Origin of the sequence: Streptomyces cinerochromogenes, assembly GCF_014648635.1 — a bacterium.
Classification (GTDB): domain Bacteria; phylum Actinomycetota; class Actinomycetes; order Streptomycetales; family Streptomycetaceae; genus Streptomyces; species Streptomyces cinerochromogenes.
This window is the reverse complement of the sequence record NZ_BMRM01000013.1, coordinates 1-21,124: the sequence shown is the minus strand read 5'-3', so window position 1 is coordinate 21,124 and position 21,124 is coordinate 1. Positions and strand designations below refer to the sequence as shown.

At 71.5% G+C, this 21,124-nt stretch carries 12 protein-coding genes and 2 pseudogenes; 5 read left to right on the top strand and 9 right to left on the bottom strand.

Annotated features, from left to right (window positions below; translation table 11 throughout):
- The 8 genes from IEZ20_RS24315 to IEZ20_RS24280 are packed head-to-tail and all read right to left on the bottom strand — an operon-like array spanning position 1 to position 9,650.
- Positions 1-957, bottom strand: a complete 957-nt coding sequence (locus IEZ20_RS24315) for a carbohydrate kinase family protein (RefSeq protein ID WP_189302289.1) — start codon at positions 955-957, stop codon at positions 1-3.
- Positions 954-2,060, bottom strand: a complete 1,107-nt coding sequence (locus tag IEZ20_RS24310; RefSeq protein ID WP_229896241.1) for a sugar phosphate nucleotidyltransferase — start codon at positions 2,058-2,060, stop codon at positions 954-956. Before IEZ20_RS24310 ends, IEZ20_RS24315 begins: the two co-directional genes overlap by 4 nt.
- Complete coding sequence (locus IEZ20_RS24305; RefSeq protein ID WP_229896240.1) at positions 2,053-4,146, bottom strand: glycogen/starch synthase; 2,094 nt, start codon at positions 4,144-4,146, stop codon at positions 2,053-2,055. Before IEZ20_RS24305 ends, IEZ20_RS24310 begins: the two co-directional genes overlap by 8 nt.
- Positions 4,143-5,594, bottom strand: coding sequence for a phosphotransferase (locus IEZ20_RS24300; protein WP_189302287.1), 1,452 nt, complete (start codon positions 5,592-5,594; stop codon positions 4,143-4,145). The genes IEZ20_RS24305 and IEZ20_RS24300 overlap by 4 nt, the downstream gene beginning before the upstream one ends.
- A gap of 7 nt (positions 5,595-5,601) precedes the next feature.
- Positions 5,602-6,402, bottom strand: coding sequence for an ABC transporter permease (locus IEZ20_RS24295; protein WP_189302285.1), 801 nt, complete (start codon positions 6,400-6,402; stop codon positions 5,602-5,604).
- A complete protein-coding gene (locus IEZ20_RS24290; protein ID WP_189302284.1) occupies positions 6,399-7,259 on the bottom strand; it encodes an ABC transporter permease in 861 nt (286 codons plus the stop codon). Before IEZ20_RS24290 ends, IEZ20_RS24295 begins: the two co-directional genes overlap by 4 nt.
- A 55-nt stretch (positions 7,260-7,314) precedes the next feature.
- On the bottom strand, positions 7,315-8,361 hold the full coding sequence (locus IEZ20_RS24285) for an ABC transporter ATP-binding protein (protein WP_189302283.1): 1,047 nt from the start codon (positions 8,359-8,361) through the stop codon (positions 7,315-7,317).
- On the bottom strand, positions 8,358-9,650 hold the full coding sequence (locus tag IEZ20_RS24280) for an aspartate aminotransferase family protein (protein ID WP_189302282.1): 1,293 nt from the start codon (positions 9,648-9,650) through the stop codon (positions 8,358-8,360). Before IEZ20_RS24280 ends, IEZ20_RS24285 begins: the two co-directional genes overlap by 4 nt.
- A 245-nt stretch (positions 9,651-9,895) precedes the next feature.
- Between IEZ20_RS24280 and IEZ20_RS24275 the strand changes: the two genes are divergently transcribed.
- The 5 genes and pseudogenes from IEZ20_RS24275 to IEZ20_RS24255 form a co-directional block, all read left to right on the top strand.
- The gene (locus tag IEZ20_RS24275; RefSeq protein WP_189302281.1) at positions 9,896-10,963 is read left to right on the top strand and encodes a glucose-1-phosphate thymidylyltransferase; all 1,068 of its coding nucleotides are present in this window, start codon (positions 9,896-9,898) and stop codon (positions 10,961-10,963) included.
- Positions 10,960-11,937 (top strand): dTDP-glucose 4,6-dehydratase, encoded by a 978-nt coding sequence (gene rfbB / locus IEZ20_RS24270; protein WP_189302280.1) that lies wholly within the window; start codon positions 10,960-10,962, stop codon positions 11,935-11,937. Before IEZ20_RS24275 ends, rfbB begins: the two co-directional genes overlap by 4 nt.
- Before the next feature lie 359 nt (positions 11,938-12,296).
- On the top strand, positions 12,297-14,003 hold the full coding sequence (locus IEZ20_RS24265; protein ID WP_189302279.1) for a carbohydrate-binding module family 20 domain-containing protein: 1,707 nt from the start codon (positions 12,297-12,299) through the stop codon (positions 14,001-14,003).
- A gap of 150 nt (positions 14,004-14,153) precedes the next feature.
- Positions 14,154-17,249, top strand: a pseudogene (locus IEZ20_RS24260) (alpha-amylase family glycosyl hydrolase); the annotation flags it as partial.
- Between the two features lie 56 nt (positions 17,250-17,305).
- Positions 17,306-20,455 (top strand): annotated as a pseudogene (locus IEZ20_RS24255) (alpha-amylase family glycosyl hydrolase); the annotation flags it as partial.
- An 88-nt stretch (positions 20,456-20,543) separates the two neighbouring features.
- Here the strand turns inward: IEZ20_RS24255 and IEZ20_RS24250 are convergent.
- On the bottom strand, positions 20,544-21,124 hold a 581-nt coding region (locus tag IEZ20_RS24250; RefSeq protein ID WP_189302274.1), incomplete at its 5' end, for an alpha-1,6-glucosidase domain-containing protein.

The following is a 21,124-nucleotide window of genomic DNA, read 5'->3' as shown; positions in this document are numbered from 1 at the left end:
TCACCGGGCCGCCACGGCACGCGCGGTGGCCGCGCGCAGTCCCGGCAGGTCGATGAACTCGGTGTGCGTGCCCACGCTGCCGCACACGAACGCCCCGGCCACCGAACCGGCCAGCACGCACTCTTCGAGCGTCCGCCCCTCGAACAGGGAGTGCAGGAACGCGGTGACGAACGCGTCACCGGCACCGTTGCTGTCCACGACCGGCCGCTCGGGGCGTACGGCGGGGAAGTGGCGCACCCTGCCGTCCCCGCGCTCCAGCAGGTGGCAGCCGTCGGCGCCGTCGGTGGCGACCACGAAACGGGCCCGGCCCTCCGCGACGATCATCCGCATGACGGTGTCCAGCCGGTCGTGGATCGCCGCCGCGCTCAGGAAGACGTAGTCGGAGTTGAGGGCGTAGTGGCGGTGGTGGGGGTTGTGCCCGTCCCAGTCGTGCAGATCGGTCGAACTGGTCACGCCGAGGCGGTGGATGTCCTCGTACATGTCCTGGTTGTGGCCGATGATCGACAGGTGGACGTGGGCCGTCCGCTCCAGGAAGGGCAGGTAGAACGCGCGGGGCAGCCGCAGGTCGCCCGGGTGCCGTCCGTCGTAGAAGGAGAAGCGGCGGCCCTCGGGGTCGACCAGGTTCGCCGAGCGCGGCGTGCCGTGCGGCGAGACCAGATGGCTGAAGTCGAGGCCGAGGCGGGCGTAGTGCTCCAGCACCATACGGCCCTGCGGGTCGTCGCCGAGGAAGTCGACGAACTTGGTCCGCAGGCCGAGCGCGTGCCAGCCGAGGGCCACGCCGTTGCCGGTGTGCCCGACGTAGTCCCGCAGCGGCTCCACGAACACCGAGTCGCCTGGTGGCACGCGCAGTTCGTCCACGCGCACGATGGTGTCCACGCCGACCCCGCCGACCACCAGGACGTCGTAGTCGGTCGGACGCCGGTCGGCACCGGGGCGGTGGTGTGCGGTCAGGGTCATGCGCTCACTCCTTCGGCAACGTGCTGAATGTGTCCGTCCTCCAGGACGACCGCCCCGTCGATGTCGGCGCCGGGCGGTATCACCGCACCGGGCAGCACCACGCTGCGCCGCACCCGCGCCCCCGCGCCGACCCGGACGCCGGGGAAGAGCACGCTGTCCGCCACGAGCCCGGCGTTGACCAGGTCCGACGGGATCACCGACGCCCGTACCCCGGGTGCGTCGGCGACCCAGCGCCGCCCCACCGCCGGCCGCACCGTCCTGGGCATCCGCCCGACGGGCAGCGGCGGCCGCGGCCCCGAGGCGAGGGCCAGGTGCGCCCGGTGGTAGCGCTCGACGGTGCCGATGTCCTCCCAGTGGCCGTGCACCTCGTGCCCCCGGATGTGCTCCCCGGCCGCGAGCATCGCGGGGATCACGTCACGGCTGATGTCGTGCTGCCAGTCGCTGCCGTCCAGCTCGTCCAGGTACCGGCGCAGCACGGCGGCGTCGAAGACGCAGAAGGCCGCGAACACCAGGTCGGAGGTGGGGTTCTCCGGCTTCTCCGTGAACTCGGTGAGCCGGCCTCCGCCGTCGAAGCGGACCATGCCGAACAGGTGCACCCAGCGCGGGTCGATGCGCTGGTAGGCGATCGTCAGCGCCGCGCCCGACGTCCGGTGCGCCTCGACCAGCGGGCCGTAGTCGTACCGGTAGACGTGGTCGGCGTGCAGCACGAGGACCTGCTCGGTGCCCTCGGCGAAGACGTACTCCGCCTTGCGGATCAGGGCGTCGGCGGTGCCGCGCTCCAGCGGCCAGGTGCGCTCCGGCAGCCGTGCGGGCAGCTCCCGGCCGCGGTAGGCGGCGTCGTACGGCCCGAAGTGCACCCGGAAGCCCGGCCCGGTGTTCCACACCCGGTGCAGGTCGTCCATCAGCAACCGCTCCTCGTACTGCGACAGGAGCAGCACCTCCGCCAGGCCCGAGGCACGCGCGTTGGCCAGGCTGAAGTCGATCAGCCGGCAGGTGCCGCCGTAGGGGACCAGTGGTTTGAGCCGTCCCGCGCCGAGCGGCCCCATGCGGCGTCCCTCACCGCCCGCGAGCAGCACCGCGCGTACGGCACGCAGGTCAGCCATGACGCACCTCGTCCCAGGTCACCCGGCCGGAGGACAGGGTGAGCAGCAGTCGGCCGTCGGCGCCCGGGGCCTCACCCGCGAAGACACCGGGTCCGGTGCGTTCCAGCGTGCGTACCTCGGGCAGGGCCCTGGCCGAGCCCCGCCGGGCCGAGACGACTTCCACCCGTTCGGCGTGCGGCACCCGGTACTCCAGCCGCCCGTCGGGCAGCACGCGGGCGCGTGCGCGCAGCCGGGCGGTCTCCTGTTCGGGCACCGCCCCGGGGAGGCGTTCGAGGACCCGTTCGCAGGCGGCGAAGTCGGCCCGCTGCCAGGCGGCGCGGAACATCCGTACAGCGGCGTCGGTGTCGAACGGGGCACAGCGCTCGTAGGCCGCGATGTCCCCGTGCTCGATCGCCGCGGCCGGGGTGATCCGGTCGTCGGTGAGCAGGTCGAACCAGCCGTGGCGCAGCGCCAGTGCGGTGGACAGGGTCGCGGGCCGGCCCTCCCACAGCCGGGTGAAGGCCGCCAGGTGCAGGTCCGCGCAGTGGTCCCAGGTGAAGACGCGGGCGACGGCCGCGGCGCGCTCCGACAGCTCCCGGTAGCGCCCGGGATCGTCCGACCACAGGGCCGCCGCCTGCCGGATGCGGTCGGCGAGCGCGGCGGTGAGCAGCTCGTCGTCCTCCGCGAAGGACCGGTTCACGGCGAACCCGGTGGTCGTCGCGGGGCCGTCGGCGTGCCGGAAGTGCTCCATGCCGCGCTGGTCCGTGGCGATCGGCACCGCGCCCACGGCCATGGCCTCGCCCTGGGCGATCAGGAAGGTGTCCATCTCGAACTTGGACGGGAACAGCGCGAAGTCCGAGGCCGCCGCGAGGGAGAAGACGCGGGCCTCCTCCACGCGTTCCCACTCCAAGTGCAGCCGGCCCGGGTGGCGCGCGGCGACCTCGTGGAAGTAGGGGTCGTCGATGCCGTTGCCGGAGATGCAGCGGATCACGAAGTTGGCCTTCAGCCCCTCGCGCAGGACCCGGTCCGCGGCCCGCATCAGCTCGACCTGTCCCTTGTGGTGGACGGCGTAGCGGGCGTTGTGGAAGAACGTCGGCAGCGCGGGGTCGAGACCGAGGCCGCCGAGCACCCGCGCCCGGTCCACCCCGGCGGGGTCCCAGGCCAGCCACCGGTCGGAGACGGCACACCCGCCGACGAACATCTTGTGGGCGTTGCGGCGCACCACGTCGGCGATCGGCAGCCGCCCGAAGAGCGTCTCGAAGGGGGTGTCGCGGAAGCCCGCGTAGAAGTCCAGCTGACCGGGGGAGAGGAAGTCGACCAGGTCGGCGTGGTCGGCGGTCAGTTGGTAGATCGCCACGTGGTCCGGCGGGTAGGTGTAGTGCAGGTGCGTGAGCTGCTGGTACTGCACGACGGCCGCCGGCGCGTCCGGTTCCGGGGCGGGGGCGGGCAGTGCGACGTCCACGTCCAGGAGTTCGAACAGCCGCTCCACCTCGGGCGCGTACACCCTCTTGTCGATCGGCATGTTGCTCTGCACGTTGCTGACGACCATTTTCGTGGGATCGTCACGCAGGGCGGCCGGCAGCAGATAGTGGTAGTACGGCTCGTGCGCGTGGACGACGGCCCTCTCGTCGCCGAACCAGTCGCGCAGGAACCGCACACTGTCCACCTGGAACACCAGCGGCTTGAAGAACACCAGGTCCCGTCCCTTGGCGGAGTACGGCGGGTAGAAGGTGTCGGGCAGCCGGTCCAGGTACTCGTTGGAGAGGAAGTACAGGTCCACGCCCTCCAGGCGGATGCGGTGGGCCGTGGTGCGCAGCGCCAGGCCGACCTGCTCCGGGAAGCCGTCCCAGACCCGGGGGTCGAGGACCACCGGCAGGGTGTAGGTGTCCTCGTAGGGGAGGTCCTCCACCTCGTAGCGCCGGCGCAGGTCGTCGAGCCTGCCGTGCGCCGGGGTGACGACGGAGACGGTGTGGCCGCGGGCGGCGAAGGTCCTGGACAGGTTCCACAGGTACACGGACGTACCACCCTGCAGGAAGGTGTGGTCGAAGCCGCAGCACTCGAAGTACGTCTCGATGATGTGCATCCGGGGCGCGTTCACGACGGTCATGTCCTCGCGGGGGTCGTCGGGGCGGGGGAGGCCAGCGCGAGCGCGTGGCGCAGGTCGATCGCGGCGTGGTAGGGACGGGCGTGGTCGTGGTTGTAGGCCAGTTCGTGCAGGAGGCGGCGCAGGTACAGCAGCCGTCGCAGCGGGCTGTCCGGGGCCTGCCCGAGCAGCAGGCGCACCACGTGCTCGCGCCACGCGTCGGCGGTGCGGAAGACGCGTTCCAGCACGGCCCGTCCCGTGGGCGGCAGGCCGGGTGCGCCGTCGAGGGAGCCGTTCATGGTCTCGGTCGAGTCGATGCCGAGGCGGCGGGCGCTCTCGAAGGCCGCCTCGTCGGCCGCGAAGTACTCCAGCGCGCGCTGCACGGCGACCAGGTCCTGCAACGGCGACTGCGCGGCGTAGCCCGGGCCGTCCGGCGGCAGGGCCGGCGTGGACAGGTCGATGACGCTCATCCGCCAGCTGCCGTCTGTCCCTTCGGTGCACAACAGGTGCGACAGGTGCAGGTCGCCGTGACAGGGGCCGGCACCCGGAGCCGTGCTCCGGCCGCCGAACTCCGCCCGCAGCGAGCCGAGTTCGCCGTCCAGGGCGTCGAAGGCGGCGCGCCTGGCGGCGGGCGGGAGAGGTGCCGACGCGCCGGCGAGCGCCTCCAGCCGCGCCGAGGCACCGGCCAGGGCGTCGGAGACGGGGTAGCCGGCGGCGGGGCCGCCGAGGCGTGCCGCCAGGTCCCGGTGGAAGGCACCGAGGAAGCCTCCCGCGGCCCGCAGCCTGCCTTCGAGCGGACGCAGATGGTGGCGCACGAGCTGGTCCGGTACGACGCTTCCCACGAGCCTCGGCCACAGGGAACGCAGGTTCTCCCGCAGGGGCGTGTCGATGCCGTGCCCCGGTGCGTGGCGGTAGAGGACGCCCAGCGGATGCCGGGTCCCCCGGACGGGGTCCGTGTACGTGCAGTCCCCGGCCCACTCGGGCGTGTGCCCGCTCCCGCTCATGAGGCGCAGCACCTCGGGTTCGTGGACCGCTTCGTCCAGCCGCCGGTAGGTCTTGAGGATGTACGGCGAGCCGCCGATCCCCACCAGGGACAGCGAGTTGGACGACCAGCCCTGGTCGAAGGGCAGCCACCGCAACTCGCCCGCCGGTGCGGAGGGCGCCCGGCGGAAGTCCAGGTACCCGCCGCGCATGGTGCGCAGCCGGGCGCCGGCCAGCACCCGGCGTACGGCCGCGAGCCCGAAGGTGCCGTCGCCGCGGGCCTCGGTGACCGCGCCCGACGGCTCCCGGCGCACGGGGACGAAGACCCGCTCGCCCGAGGCGGGGCCGCCGACGGCGGCCACGACCAGCAGCAGGTCCCGGGGACCCAGCTCGGCGAGGTCGACCGCTTCGTAGCGTTCGGCGGCGCGCAGGTCGCGCGGCAGCCACGACGCGGCGCGCAGCAGGGGGCCGAGGTGTTCGTCACGGATCACGGGCTGTTCAACTCCCGGTCATTTCGTAAGCGTTGACGCCCCGCCGCCACACGGTCAGGGCGAGGACCAGCGCACCGGCCGTCACCGGCGGCAGCCACACCACCAGCCCCGTGGCGCCGGTCAGCAGGTAGACACACGGCACGTAGGAGGTGAAGGCGAAGGGCAGCACCCAGGTCAGCAGGACGCGCAGGGAGGGGTGGTAGACGTCCAGCGGATAGGCGGCGAACTCGGACACCTGGCTCGCCGCGTACATGGACGGCAGGCTGGTCACGGTCCAGAAGGACAGCGAGGCGAACAGCAGCTTCACCGAGGTGTGGATCAGGGCGCCGCACAGCACCAGCAACGGGACGACGGCCCACTGCAACGGGGTGAGGCGGAGGTGGAGCGCGTTGCCCGACCAGCCCACCAGCACGGCCCCGACGGCCAGCTCGCCGAGCCCGTCCGGGTGGAAGAAGCGCTCCGACAGCAGCGAGAACAACGGGTTCACGGGGCGGACCAGATAGCGGTGGAACTCGCCGCGCTGGACGAGCTTGCGCCCCAGCTCCCACAGCTGGTCGGTGAACAGGTGGTCCAGGCCGCGCGGCAGCAGGGAGAAGCCGAGCAGGAACAGGACCTCGTGATAGGTCCAGCCGCCCACGGCGGGAACCTGGCGGAAGACCAGTCCCACCACCGCGGTCTGCAGCCCCACGCGCACCAGGAACGCCCCCGCCCCCAGGACGAAGTCCACGCGGTACGCGCTCAGCCGGTGCAGTCCCACCCCGCCGAGGAAGAAGGCCAGCCGCAGATGGCGCCACACGGTGCGGGTCATCCGCCGAGCACCTCCAGACGCTTCAGCGAGGCCCGCCACAGGACGGCGCTCAGCAGGGCGAGGCCGGCCGCCCAGCCGGTCTGCCGGGCGAGCACGTCGGCCGCGCCGGCCACCCCGTCGTAGCGGCCGAGCAGGAGGGTGAGCGGCCCGTCGACCATGCCCCGGAAGGGCAGCGCGGACGCCACGGCCGCGAGCGGAGCGGGCATCAGGGCCAGGGGCACCAGCTGACCGGCGAAGAACGCGACCACGCTCTGCTTCACCATCCGCACCCCCCAGGTGTTGGTGGTGACGAAACCCGTCATCCCGGTCAGCAGGTTCACCAGGAAGGCGAGCAGGACGGAGAGCGCGGTGGACACCAGGAACAGCACGACGTCCACGGGCCGTGGCACGGTGAGCGGCACGATCAGCGCGAAGAGCGCCAGCACGGGCACGCCGACCAGGACGGCGTTGGCCGCCACCACCGGCAGACAGGCGAAGAACCGCACCACCGGGTAGCTGACGGGCCGGACCAGCATGACGGCGACGTCGCCGCGGTAGACCTCCGCCGCGACCTCGTCGTCCACCCGGTTGGCGTGCAGGACCTGCAGCACCTGGGCCATCAGCAGATAGGTGGTGATGCCCTCGGAGGTGAAGCCGCCGGGGCCGCCGCCGGGCGGGGAACCCGCGTACACGGCACGCCACAGGAACACGGTGACCGCCGCGCCGGCCGCGGCGGTGACACCGGTCGTCACGAACGTCGAACGGTACTGCAGCAGGGACTGCAGTCCACCGGTGGCGAAGGGCAGGTAGTGCCGGACGCGTGCGGACAGCGGAGGCCGCGGGGTTCCGTCCCGCTCGGGCACGGCGATGCCGCTCATGCCGCGCCCTCCTGCCACGGCCCCGCAACCCGCCTCGTGCGTACGGCGATGCCGCTCATGCCGCGTCCTCCTGCCCCGGATCCGAGACCCCCGTCGTGCGGGGAACGCTTCGCTCGCCGGCGTAGATCCGCCGCAGGACATCCTCCAGATCGGGTTCGGGCGCGTAGCAGTCCGCCAGGTCGAAGCGTTCGAGCAGGAAGGCGAGCACCTGCCGTGAGCTGAACCGGTCGACCGGATAATCGACCTTGATCCGGCCGTCCTCGGCCGGGGAGGCGCTCACCCCGGGCAGCTCCTGTTCGATCCGGGCACAGGCGTACCCGGGGTCCGGACCACCCCGGTGGTCGAACACGACGGAACGACGCTCGGCGGTCCGCAGCAGGTCCCGGATGCTCCCCTGGTGCACCACCCGGCCCCGGTCCACCACCAGGGCGCTGTCGCAGATCGCGGCGATGTCCGCGATGTCGTGGCTGGTGAGGACGACGGTCGTGCCCAGTTCCCGGTGGACGTGGTTGACCAGGTGCCGTACCGCGTCCTTGAGCACCATGTCGAGGCCGATGGTCGGCTCGTCCCAGAAGACGACCGCCGGATCGTGCAGCAGGCTGGCCGCTATCTCGGCCCGCATCCGCTGCCCCAGGCTCAGCTGGCGCACGGGCGTGGTGCCGAGCGCGTCGATGTCCAGCAGGTCCCGGTACAGGGCGAGGTTGCGCCGGTACACCGGGCCGGGGACGTCGTAGATCCTCCGCAGGATGCGGAAGGAGTCCGGTACCGACAGGTCCCACCACAGCTGACTGCGCTGGCCGAAGACGACCCCGATGCTCCGGGCGTTGGCCTGCCGGTGCCGGTAGGGTTCGATGCCGCGGACCAGGCAGCGTCCGGCGGTGGGCGTCATGATGCCGGTGAGCATCTTGATCGTGGTGGACTTGCCCGCCCCGTTGGCGCCGATGTACGCCGTCTTCGAGCCGGCCGGGATCGTGAAGGAGACGTCGTCGACCGCCCGGACGATCCGGTGCTCGCGGGTGAGCAGGGTGGACAGGCTGCCGACCAGGCCGGGCTTGCGCTCGGTGAGCCGGAACTCCTTGACGAGGTTCTCCGCGACGATCACGTCAGCACTCGCTCCATGGCCTGTTCCAGGAGGCCCACGCCCTCGTCGAGCAGGGGCTGGTCGAGGGTGAACGGCGGTGCCAGCCGCAGGATGTGGCCGCCCAGCGCCACTCTGAGCCCCAGGTCGAGGGCGGTGGCGTACACGGCCCGCGCGATGTGCGGGGCCGGCGTGCGGCTCTGGCGGTCCGTCACGAACTCCAGCCCGTACAGCAGCCCCAGGCCCCGCACGTCACCGAGGTTGTCGAAGCGGGCCGCGAGCGCGGACAGCCGGTCGTGGAGCAGTTCGCCGAGCACGCGGACGCGTTCGAGGAGGCGATCGCGCTCGATGACCTCCAGGGTGGCCCGCGCGGCCGCGATCCCGAGGGGGTTGCCCGCGTACGTCGACGCGTAGGCGCCGGATTCCGAGGCCGCCGGATGGCGCAGCAGGTCCGCCCGCCCGGCCAGGACAGCGAAGGGGAATCCGCTGGCCAGGCCCTTCGACAGGGTGACCAGGTCGGGCTCGACACCGAACTGCTCGCTCGCCAGGAAGGTACCCGTGCGGCCTCCGCCGGTCAGCACCTCGTCGGCGACGAGGAGCACACCGCTTGCGTGACAGGCGTCGGCGATCTGCTCCCAGTAGCCCGGGGGCGGCACGATGACGCCGGCGGCGCCGAGCACCGGCTCGAAGACGAGCGCCGACGTGTTCGGCTTGTCGGTGATGTGTCTGCGCACCAGAGAGGCGCAGCGCAGCCCGCACGACGGGCGGGTCAGTTCCAGCGGACAGCGGTAGCAGTACGCCGAGTACCCGAGCACGGAGTTGCCGGCGAAGGACTGGTGACCGATGTCCCAGTGCACGAGCATCCGCGCACCCGTGGTCTTGCCGTGGAATCCCCCGCGCATGGCGCCGATCCGGTTGCGGCCCGGCTCGGCGGTCGCCTGCACCACGCGCAGCGCCGCCTCGACGACCTCGGCTCCGGTGGAGAACAGGGCGTAGGTGTCGAGCTGTTCGGGCAGCAGCCGGGCCAGCAGCTCCAGCAGCGCGGCCCGGTCGGGCGTGGCCGAGTCGTGCACGTTCCACAGCCGCCGGGCCTGCGCGGTCAGCGCCTCGACCACCTCGGGGTGCCCGTGCCCCAGGGACTGGGTCAGGGTGCCCGCGGCGAAGTCCAGGTACTGGTTTCCGTCGAGATCGGTGAGTACCGGGCCACGCCCCTCGGCGAAGACCCGGCGGCCCACGGCCGCTTCCTCCGAAGCGCCCGGCGCCAGATGTCCGGCCTCACGCTCCAGCCGTTCCCGCTGGTGCCGACCTGTCACTGCTGCTCCCCACGCTCGGTGTGAACTGCCTTGACCGGCCACGCCGTTGAGCGGGCCGGAAGCGAGTCAAACATCAACCGGGCGAAGTCTGCAAGGAGTTGCTGAAACTTTCAGGCGGGTCTTGCGGTCCCGGCACACCCTCTGCTTGAGTCGAAATCAGCTCAACCGGTGACACCGCGACTTCCGTTCGAGGAGAGATCCGTGAGACCTCAGCCCCCCTTCCCTCCGCGACGCCGGTGGCCGGCGTGAAAGCCCTGGTCCTCGCGGGCGGCACCGGCAGCAGACTGCGGCCGTTCACCCACACTCGCGCCAAACAGCTCCTGCCCATCGCCAACAGGCCGGTGGTGCACTACGCCCTCCAGGCGATAGCCGACGCCGGCATCGAGGAGGCCGGCGTGGTGGTCGGCTCGCACGCCGACGAGATCCGCCAGGCGGTGGGGGACGGGTCCGCCTTCGGGCTGCGCCTCACCTACCTCCACCAGGCGGAGCCCCTGGGCCTGGCACACGCGGTGCTGATCGCCCGCGACTTCCTGGCCGACGACGACTTCCTGCTGTACCTCGGGGACAACTACCTGGAGGACGGCGTGACCGGGTTCGTCCGGCGTGCCGAGGCGGGCCGGGACGCCGCACGGCTGCTGCTCACCCCGGTGCCCGACCCCACCGCCTTCGGCGTCGCCGAGGTCGGCGGCGACGGACTGGTGCGGCGGCTGGAGGAGAAACCGGACCGGCCCCGCAGCGACCTCGCCCTGATCGGCGTCTACGCCTTCACTCCCGCCGTGCACGAAGCGGTGCGCGCCATCCGGCCCTCCGGCCGGGGGGAGCTGGAGATCACCCACGCGGTGCAGTGGATGGTCGACCACGGCCTCGCCGTACGAGCGGAGACGACCGCCCGGCCCTGGCGCGACACCGGCAGCGTGGACGACCTGCTGGAGGCCAACCGGCACGTCCTGGACCGGATGGAGGGCCGCGTCGACGGCAAGGTCGACCCGGACAGCGTGCTGGTCGGCCGGGTCCGGATAGCGGAGGGGGCCGTGGTCAGGGGATCGCGGATCGTCGGGCCCGTCGTCGTCGGAGCGGGCGCCGTCATCAGCAACTCCAGCGTCGGCCCCTACACCGCCATCGCCGAGGACTGCCGGATCGAGGACAGCGCGATCGGGTTCTCGGTGCTCCTGCGGGGTGCGTGCGTGGAGGGTTCCTCCCGTATCGAGGCGTCGCTCATCGGCCGCGAAGCGGTCGTCGCCACGGCACCCCGCCCCGCCCACGTCCATCGTCTCGTCCTCGGCGACCACAGCAAGGTGCAGCTCATCCCATGACTTCCCGCATCCTCGTCACCGGCGGAGCCGGCTTCATCGGCTCCGCCTACGTCCGCGCGCTCCTCGGCCCCTCGGGACCGCCGGGGGTCACGGTCACCGTCCTGGACAAGCTCACCTACGCGGGCAGTCTCACCCGCCTCGGCCAGGTGCGCGACCACCCCCGGCTGGCCTTCGTCCGCGGTGACGTCTGTGATGCCGGGACGGTGCGGCGGCTGGCGTCCGAGCACGACGAGATCGTCCACTTCGCGGCCGAGTCGCACGTGGACCGCTCCATCGAGGACGGCTCGGCGTTCACCCGCACCAATGTGCTGGGCACCCAGCTCCTGCTGGACGCGGCCCTGCGGCACGGGGTGCGCACGTTCGTCCAGATCTCCACCGACGAGGTCTACGGCTCGCTGCCCGAAGGTGCCGCGCGAGAGGAGGACCAGCTCAGACCCAGCTCGCCGTACGCCGCTTCCAAGGCCGCGGCCGACCTCCTCGCACTCGCTCATCACCGCACCCATGGCCTGGATGTCAGGGTGACCCGCTGCTCCAACAACTTCGGTCCCTTCCAGCACCCGGAGAAGGCTGTCCCGCGCTTCGTGGGCGCTCTGCTGAGCGGCGCCGATCTGCCGGTGTACGGCGACGGAAGGCAGGTGCGCGACTGGCTGCACGTGGACGACCACGTCAGGGCGATCGAGCTGGTGCGGACGGCGGGGCGTCCGGGGGAGACCTACAACATAGGCGGGGGCACCTCGCTGACCAACCTCGACCTCGCGCACCGCCTCATCGGCCTGTGCGGCGCCGACCCCGCCCGCATCAGGCACGTCACGGACCGCAAGGGACACGACCGCCGCTACGCGGTGGACCACGGCAAGATCAGCGCCGAACTCGGGTACAGGCCCGGCGTCGGCTTCGAGGAGGCGCTGGCCGCCACGGTGGAGTGGTACCGGCGCCACCGGTCCTGGTGGGAGCCGTTGCTGACAGCGGCGTGACGGGTGTCAGGACCCGGCGGGGACGGCCCTGACGTCCTGCGGAAGGCGGTGCGGTGCGGACACTCCGGCCCGGACGACCGGGCGCGTCGGGACACGGCGTGCGCACCCCGCGGTCGTGGACCGGAGTTCGTTGAAGGTAACACCGCTGAAACGCTTGCGAAAGGGTTTTCACCATCCCTCCCTCCACCTCACAGGCTCCAACCGGCTTTCCTGCGCGATGGGTTGACCTTCGGTAAGCGGCGCCGTACGGTCTCGACCGAAAATTCTTGCTGCAAGAATCAACGAACGGCTGTCTCTGGCATGGCGCGTTGTCAATGAGGCTGTTCTCCGGATCACCCCACTTCCGAACTGGAGACACCATGCCCAGAAAGACCGTGGCCGCTGCACTCGCCGCCCTGGCGGGAGCCGCTGTGGCCGTCACGGCACCGACGCCGGCGCAGGCGAGCGCGCCCGGCGGCAAGGACGTCACCGCGGTGATGTTCGAATGGAACTTCGCGTCCGTCGCGAAGGCCTGCACCGACGAGCTGGGCCCCGACGGGTACGGCTACGTCCAGGTCTCCCCGCCCAACGAACACATCCAGGGCCCCTCCTGGTGGACCGCCTACCAGCCCGTCGGCTACAGGATCGGCACCAAGCTGGGCGACCGCTCGGCCTTCAAGAGCATGGTGGACACCTGCCACGCGGCGGGCGTCAAGGTGGTCGCCGACACCGTGATCAACCACATGGCGAACGCCTCCGGCACCGGCACCGCGGGCTCGACCTTCAGCAAGTACGACTACCCCGGCACCTACTCCGCCGCCGACATGGACGACTGCACCACGTCCATCACCGACTACACGAACCGCTGGCAGGTCCAGCACTGCGAGATGGGCGGCCTGCCCGACCTCGACACGGGAGAGGAATACGTCCGCAAGACCATCGCGGGCTACATGAACGACCTGCTCTCCCTCGGCGTGGACGGCTTCCGCATCGACGCGGCCAAGCACATCCCCGAGGACGACCTCGCCACCATCAAGTCCCGCCTGTCCAACCCGGGCGTGTACTGGAAGCAGGAGACGATCGGAGCCTCCGGCGAGGCGGTCCAGCCCTCCGAGTTCACCGGCACGGGCGACGTCCAGGAGTTCCGCTACGCCTACGACCTCAAGCGGGTCTTCAACAACGAGAAGCTCGCGGAGCTGAAGAACTTCGGCGAAGCCTGGGGGTACGTCGCCGGCGACAAGGCGTCCGTCTTCGTCACCAACCACGACACCGAGCGCAACGGAGGCACCCTCACCTACAAGGACGGAGCCAACTACACCCTCGCGCACGTCTTCATGCTGGCCTGGCCCTACGGCTCCCCCGACGTGCACTCCGGCTACGAGTTCACCGACACCAACGCCGGCGGACCGAACAACGGCCAGGTCGACGCCTGTTACACCGACGGCTGGAAGTGCCAGCACGCCTGGCGCGAGATAGCGAGCATGGTCAAGTTCCGCAACACGGCCGCCGGCACCGCCGTGACCGACTGGTGGGACAACGGCGGCAACCAGATCGCGTTCGGCCGCGGCGACAAGGCGTACGTCGTCATCAACCACGAGGGATCCACCCTCACCCGCACCTTCCAGACCTCCCTCCCGGCCGGCGGCTACTGCGACGTGCAGAGCGGCAAGGCGGTGACCGTCGACTCCTCCGGCCGGTTCACGGCCACCCTGGGCGCCAACTCGGCCCTCGCCCTGCACGTCGGGGCGAAGAACTGCGACACCGGCACCGGCACCGGCACCGATCCCACGCCGGCCACCGGGGCCTCCTTCAACGTCAACGCCACCACCCAGTGGGGCCAGAACGTCTACGTCGTCGGCAGCACCTCCGCCCTCGGCGGCTGGAACACCTCCAACGCCCTCAAGCTGGACCCGGCGAGCTACCCCGTCTGGAAGCTCGACCTGTCCCTGCCCGCGGGCACCGCGTTCGAGTACAAGTACCTCCGCAAGGACGCGAGCGGCAACGTCACCTGGGAGAGCGGCTCCAACCGGACCGCCACCGTCCCGTCCGGCGGCGTCGTCACGCTGAACGACACCTGGCGCAACTGACCGCCGTACCCGGCGACGGCCGCCGATCGCCGGAGAACGAACGGCGACCACCGATCACGACCGCCCGGCCCGCGCAACCGGTGCCGGGCGGTCCCGCGCCCCGCCGTACGGCGGGGCCTCGTCCTTGCCCGCGACCGACACCCCGAGGAGATGCGTCACGTGGTCGGCAGACCCAGACACCACGCAACCGTCCTGGCCGTCGCGCTGTTCACAGCCGTCCTGCCACCGCTGACGCCCCCGGCGACGGCCGCCGGGCCGCCCCCGCCACCGGCGGACGCCACACTCGCGCACCAGCCGGCCCGTCCGGCCGCGAGCCGGGAACAGTTCTACCTGCTGCTGCCCGACCGCTTCGCCGACGGCGACACCGGCAACGACCGCGGAGGACTGACCGGCGACCGCACCGCCACCGGCTACGACCCCACCGACGCGGACTTCTTCCAGGGCGGCGACCTCAGAGGCGTCATCGACCGCCTCGACTACATCAAGGGCCTCGGCACCACCGCCATCTGGCTCGCACCGGTGTTCAAGAACAAGCCCGTGACGGTCCGCGACGGCAGGCCCACCGCCAACTACCACGGCTACGCCATCACCGACTTCACCCGCGTCGACCCGCACTTCGGCACCGAGACCGATCTGTCGGAACTGATCGACAAGGCCCACTCCAAGGGCATGAAGGTCTTCTTCGACGTCATCACCAACCACACCGCGGACACCATCGACTACGCGGAGAAGCGGTACGGATACCGCAGCAAGGGCGCCTACCCCTACCTGGACACGGAAGGCCGTCCCTTCGACGACAGCACCGGCATGCGGCCGACGGACGCGGACGGCGCCCCCTACACCCCGCGGGTCTCCACCGACCCGCGCGACCGCAAGGTGCCCGACTGGCTGAACGACCCGTCCCTTTACCACAACCGCGGCAACTCCACCTTCGCCGGGGAGAGCGCCCTGGACGGCGACTTCATGGGCATGGACGACCTGTGGACCGAACGGCCGGAGGTCGTCCGGGGCATGGAGCGGATCTACGAGAAGTGGGTCCGGGACTTCGGTGTCGACGGCTTCCGCGTCGACACGGCCAAGAACGTCGACATGGCCTTCTGGACCCAGTGGGCCACCGCGCTCGACCGCTACGCGGCGCGGCACGGACACCGGGACTTCTTCCTCTTCGCCGAGGCCTTCTCGGCCGACGCCTCCCTCACCGCCCCCTACGTCACCCAGGGCCGTCTCGACGCGACGCTCGACTTCCCGTTCCAGGCCGCCGTCCGCGACTTCGCCTCACGCGGCGGTCCCGCCGACGACCTCGCCCACGTCTTCGCCCAGGACTACCGCTACACCACCGACAGGACCAACGCCTACAGCCAGGTGACCTTCCTCGGCAGCCACGACATGGGGCGCATCGGCACCTTCGTCAGCCAGGACCACCCCGGCGCGGACGACGCCGAGCTGCTGCGCCGGGACCGTCTCGCCCACGAGCTGATGTTCTTCTCGCGGGGCAATCCGGTGGTCTACTCCGGGGACGAGCAGGGTTTCACCGGTGCCGGGGGTGACAAGGACGCCCGGCAGACGATGTTCGCCTCGAAGGTGCCGGAGTACCTGGACGACGACGAGATCGGCACCGGCCGGACGGCCGCCTCGGACGCCTACGACACCTCCCATCCGCTGTACCGGGCGATAGCCGCACTCTCCCGGCTGACCAAGCGGAACCCGGCGCTGCGCGACGGCGTCCAGACCGAGCGCTACGCGCAGGGCTCCGTCTACGCCTTCTCCCGGACCGACGTCCGCGCGGGACGCGACTACCTGGTCGCGTTCAACGACGCCACCGAGGACAGGACCGTCACCGTGCCGACCGGTGCGCCGGACACGCCGTACCGGGCGCTGTACGGCGCCACCGGCAGGGTACGCGGCGACACGGACGGCAGGATCACCGTGACGATCCCGGCCCTGTCCTCCGTCGTGTACCAGGCGGTACGGCCACCGCACCGGTCGACGGCCGCGCCGTCGCTCGGACTCACCGTCCCCGACGCGGGCGCCCACGGGACCGTGGAGATCTCCGCCGACGTCACGGGCGGCACGTACCAGCGGGTCGTCTTCGCCGCCCAGGCCGGCAACGGCCCCTGGCGGACGCTCGGCACCGCCGACCACGCCCCCTACCGGGTCACCCAGAACATCCCCGCGGACGTGCCCGCGGGAACACCGCTGAGGTACAAGGCGGTCGTCGTCGACCGCGCCGGCCGGACCGCCGCCGACCTCGCCACGACGACCGCCGGCCGGGCGGAGCCGACTCCGGCACCGACGGCGGCACGCCACTGGGCCGTCGTCCACTACAAGCGGCCCGACGGCGACTACGACGCCCTGCGGCTGTGCACGGCCGACGGCCGGACCGCCGCTTTCACCGGCCGGGACGCCTACGGAGCGTTCGCTTGGCTGGCTCCGCCCGAAGGCGCCACCGAGATCCCCTTCACCGTCGAGAAGGACGGCGTCGCCGAAGGCCCCGCCCGCACGCTGGACTTCGCCGCGACACCGGAGGTGTGGACCGAGCAGGGCAGCGACACGGTGACGGCCACCAGACCCGAGGACGCCTACCCGGCCCAGGACCCGGCCAAGGCGGTCGTCCACTACCACCGCCCCGACGGCGACTACAACGGCTGGGGCCTGCACGCCTGGACGGGAGCGGCCCACCCGCCGGAGTGGAACGACCCGATCCGCCCGGTGGGCCGGGACTCCTTCGGCCTGGTCTTCGAAGTCCCGCTGACCGACCACGCGGACTCCCTCAGCTACATCCTGCACAACAAGGAGCAGAAGGACGTCGCCTCCGACGAGACCCTCGACTTCATCCTCTACGGTCACGAGGCGTGGCGTGTGGCCGGGGACAGCGCCTACCTCATCCCCACCCTCGGCGGCGCCTTCGGCCTGGACCTCGGCACCTCGGCCGCGACCTGGCTGGACGACACCACCGTCGTATGGCGGGGCACCGGTGCCGGAGTCGCCAGCCAGCAACTCGTGTACGCACCCGACGGCGGCATCCGCGTGGAGAACGGCGCCCTGTCGGACGAGGGCCACTGGCTGCGGCTGGTCCCCGGCCGCCTGACCGACGCACAACGGGCCGCCCACCCGGAGTTCGCGAACCACCAGGCCTTCACCGTCGACCCACGCGACCGCGACCGGATCGCCGAGGCGCGGGCCGGCCGCCAGGTGATCGCCACGCAGCGGGGACAGGACGGGGCCCTGCTCGGCGCCACGACCGTGCACATGCCACCCCGCTGACCTCCCCGGCACACCGCACGAAAGGAAAGAGCCGCACCATGACGCCCTCACCCACCGCCCGCGGCAACCCGGGCGGACCACCGGCACGCCCGCGCGGCCGGAACCTTCCGGCCGCCGTCTCCCGCTCCGCCACCGTGGCCGTCACCGCCGCACTGCTCGCCACGGCCCTGCACGCCGCCCAGCCGGCGAGCGCCACGGACCGCCCGCCCGCTCCGCCGTCCGACGCCCGTCTGGCCGAGGTGCCGGCCCGGCACGACATGACCCGCGAGCAGTTCTACTTCCTCCTCCCCGACCGGTTCGCCAACGGCTCCTCCGGCAACGACCGGGGAGGGCTGACCGGCGACCGCACCGCCACCGGGTACGACCCCACGGACAAGGGGTTCTACCAGGGCGGCGACCTGAAAGGGCTGATCAGCAAGCTCGACTACGTCAAGGGGCTCGGCACCACAGCGATCTGGCTGGCCCCGATCTTCAAGAACAAACCGGTGCAGGGCAACGGCGAGAGCGCCGGCTACCACGGTTACTGGATCACCGACTTCACCCGCGTCGACCCGCACTTCGGCACCAACGCGGACCTCGCGGAACTCATCCGCAAGGCCCACGCGAAGGGGATGAAGGTCTTCTTCGACGTCATCACCAACCACACGGCCGACACCGTCACCAACACCGAGCACAAGTTCGCGTACCGCGGCAAGGGCGCCTACCCCTACCTGGACACGGAAGGCCGTCCTTTCGACGACAGCAAGGGCATGCGGAAGGTCGACACCCGCGGCTTCCCCTACACACCACAGGTCGCCCCCGCCGAACAGGACACGAAGGTTCCGGCCTGGCTGAACGACCCGACCATGTACCACAACCGCGGTGACTCCACCTTCGCCGGAGAGAGCACCCTGTACGGCGACCACACCGGTCTGGACGACCTGTGGACCGAACGCCCCGAAGTCGTGCACGGCATGGAGAAGATCTACGAGAAGTGGGTCGAGGACTTCCGCGTCGACGGCTTCCGCGTCGACACCGTCCGCAACGTCGACATGGCCTTCTGGACGCAGTGGGCGACCGCACTCGACGCCTACGCGGCCCACAAGGGCCGGAAGAACTTCTTCGTCTTCGGCGAGACGCTCTCCTCCGACCCGGCCGTCACCTCGCCGTACGTACGCCAGGGCCGTCTCGACGCGACCCTCGACTTCCCCCTCCAGGACGCCGTCCGCCAGTACGCCTCCCAGGGCCGGGCGGCCGACGGGCTCGCCGACGTCTTCGCCCAGGACTACCGCTACACCACCGACAAGGCGAACGCCTACGAGCAGGTGACCTTCCTCGGCAACCACGACATGGGCCGCATCGGCGGCTTCCTGCTCAAGGACAACCCGGAGGCCGACGACGCCGAGCTGCTGCGCCGGGACCGTCTCTCCCACGAGCTGATGTTCTTCTCGCGGGGCAATCCGGTGGTCTACTCCGGGGACGAGCAGGGTTTCACCGGTGCCGGGGGTGACAAGGACGCCCGGCAGACGATGTTCGCCTCGAAGGTGCCGGAGTACCTGGACGACGACGAGATCGGCACCGGCCGGACGGCCTCCTCGGACGCCTACGACACCTCCCATCCGCTGTACCGGGCGATAGCCGCACTCTCCCGGCTGACCAAGCGGAACCCGGCGCTGCGTGACGGCGTCCAGACCGAGCGCTACGCGCAGGGCTCCGTCTACGCCTTCTCCCGGACCGACGTCCGTGCGGGACGCGATTACCTCGTCGCGTTCAACAACGCCTCCCAGGCACGGACCGTACGCATTCCCACGGGCACCACGGGCCGCGCCTACCGGGGCCTGTACGGCACCACCGCCACGGTGACCAGCGGCGCCGACTCCCGGGTGACCGTCACCGTCCCGCCGCTGTCGTCCGTGGTGCTGAAGGCGGCACAGCGGCTCCGTACGCCGGTCACCCGGCCGGCCCTGGAACTCAAGGCCCCCGCGGCGGGCGCGACCGGCGACGTCGATATCGCCGCGGACGTCAGCGGCGGCGGCCTGAACCGCGTCGTCTTCGCCGCCCAGGCCGGCAACGGCCCGTGGCGGACGCTCGGCACCGCCGACCACGCCCCCTACACGGTCGCACAGCACCTGCCCGACACCGTCGAGCAGGGCACACCCCTGCGCTACAAGGCCGTGGCCGTCGACCTCGCGGGCCGCACCGCGAGCGACCTCGCCACCACCACGGCGGGCCGGCCGGCGGCGCCGCAGCCGCCGAGCGCCCTGCACCGCGACTACGCCGTGGTGCACTACCTGCGCCCCGACGGCGACTACACCGGCCGGCGACTCGAATCCGGCGGCCGGTCGGCCGAGTTCACCGGGCGCGACGCCTACGGCGCGTTCGCCTGGGTCAGGCCGGAGGACGGGGCGCGGAGCCTGACGTACACGGTCACCGGGAACGGCACCGCCGACGGCCCCCAGCGCACCATCGACCTGGACAGGACGGGCGAGGTCTGGATCCGGCAGGGCGACGACGGCCAGTCGGACACGGCACCGTCCGGCGCCTACCCGGCTCCCGACGCGACCAAGGCCGTGATCCACTACCACCGGGCCGACGGCGACTACGACGGCTGGGGCCTGCACACCTGGACCGGGGCCGCACACCCCACGGACTGGTCGGCGCCGCTCACACCGACCGGCAGGGACGCCTTCGGCGTGACCTTCGAGGTGCCGCTCGCCGACGGTGCGACCTCGCTGAGCTACATCGTCCACAAGGGCGACGAGAAGGACATCGCCGCCGACCGGTCGCTGGACTTCGCCACCTACGGCAAGGAGACCTGGCTGATCGCAGGTGACGGCGACTACCTGCTGCCGACGGTGGGCAGCGCACCCGACCTGGACATCGACACGGCCAAGGCCCGGTGGATCGACGCGGACACGGTCGTGTGGAAGGTGAAAGCCACCGACTCCACCAGCGAGCAACTCGTCTACGCCCCCAAGGGAGGCATCACCGTCAAGGACGGCATGCTGTCCGACGAGGGCTACTGGCTGCGGCTGATCCCGTCGAAGCTCACGGACGCGCAGAAGTCGGCGCATCCCGAGCTGGCGGACGACCCGGCGTTCACGGTCGACCCCCGCGACCGCGACCGCGTCCCGGCCGCCCAGCGCGCCCAGCTCATCGCCACGCAGCGAGCCGCCAACGGCGCGCTGCTCGCCGCCAACGGAGTGCGCCTCTCCTGACCGGCACGAGCGAACGGGTGCCCCTCGCCGAGCGAGGGGCACCCGTCGTGCTCCCGGCCCCTGCACGGGGCCGGACGGCTCAGTGCGTGAACACGGCGACGGTCCTCGCCGGCACGGAGAAGGTACCGGTGCCGGTCGTGTAGGCGGCGGTCTTCACCACCGCGTCGGCTCCGGCCGCCTGTACCGGGTGGAGCCGGTACGGCGTCCCGGCGAGAGCGCCGATCTTCTGCTCCTGCTGCTGTGGGGTGGCGTTGAAGACGACGACCAGGTCACCGAGGCGCATGGTGATCACGCCTGGTGTCTCGTCCTTCCCGGAGAGCGGGAAGGACAGCTGCTCCTGTACCCGGGCGGCCGTGCCGAGGGAGAAGGCCTTCTCGGTGGTGCGGATCTTCAGCAGGTCGCGGTAGGCGGCGGAGGCGCCGGTGATCTGCGGGCAGCCGACCTTCACGCTCGTGAGCAGTGGCCGGGCGTAGTCCCACTTGGCGGCGTTGTCGGCGGCCGGGGGCAGTCCGCGTCCGAAGCCGTTGCCGTCGGCGCAGTTCCAGTGGATGGCGTTGAACCAGTCGCCGCTGTCGAAGGAGTTGCGGTCCAGGGACTTGGAGCGCAGCAGGTCGGTGCCCGCCTGGGACAGCGCGGGCCCCTGTGAGAGGGCGGCGGTGG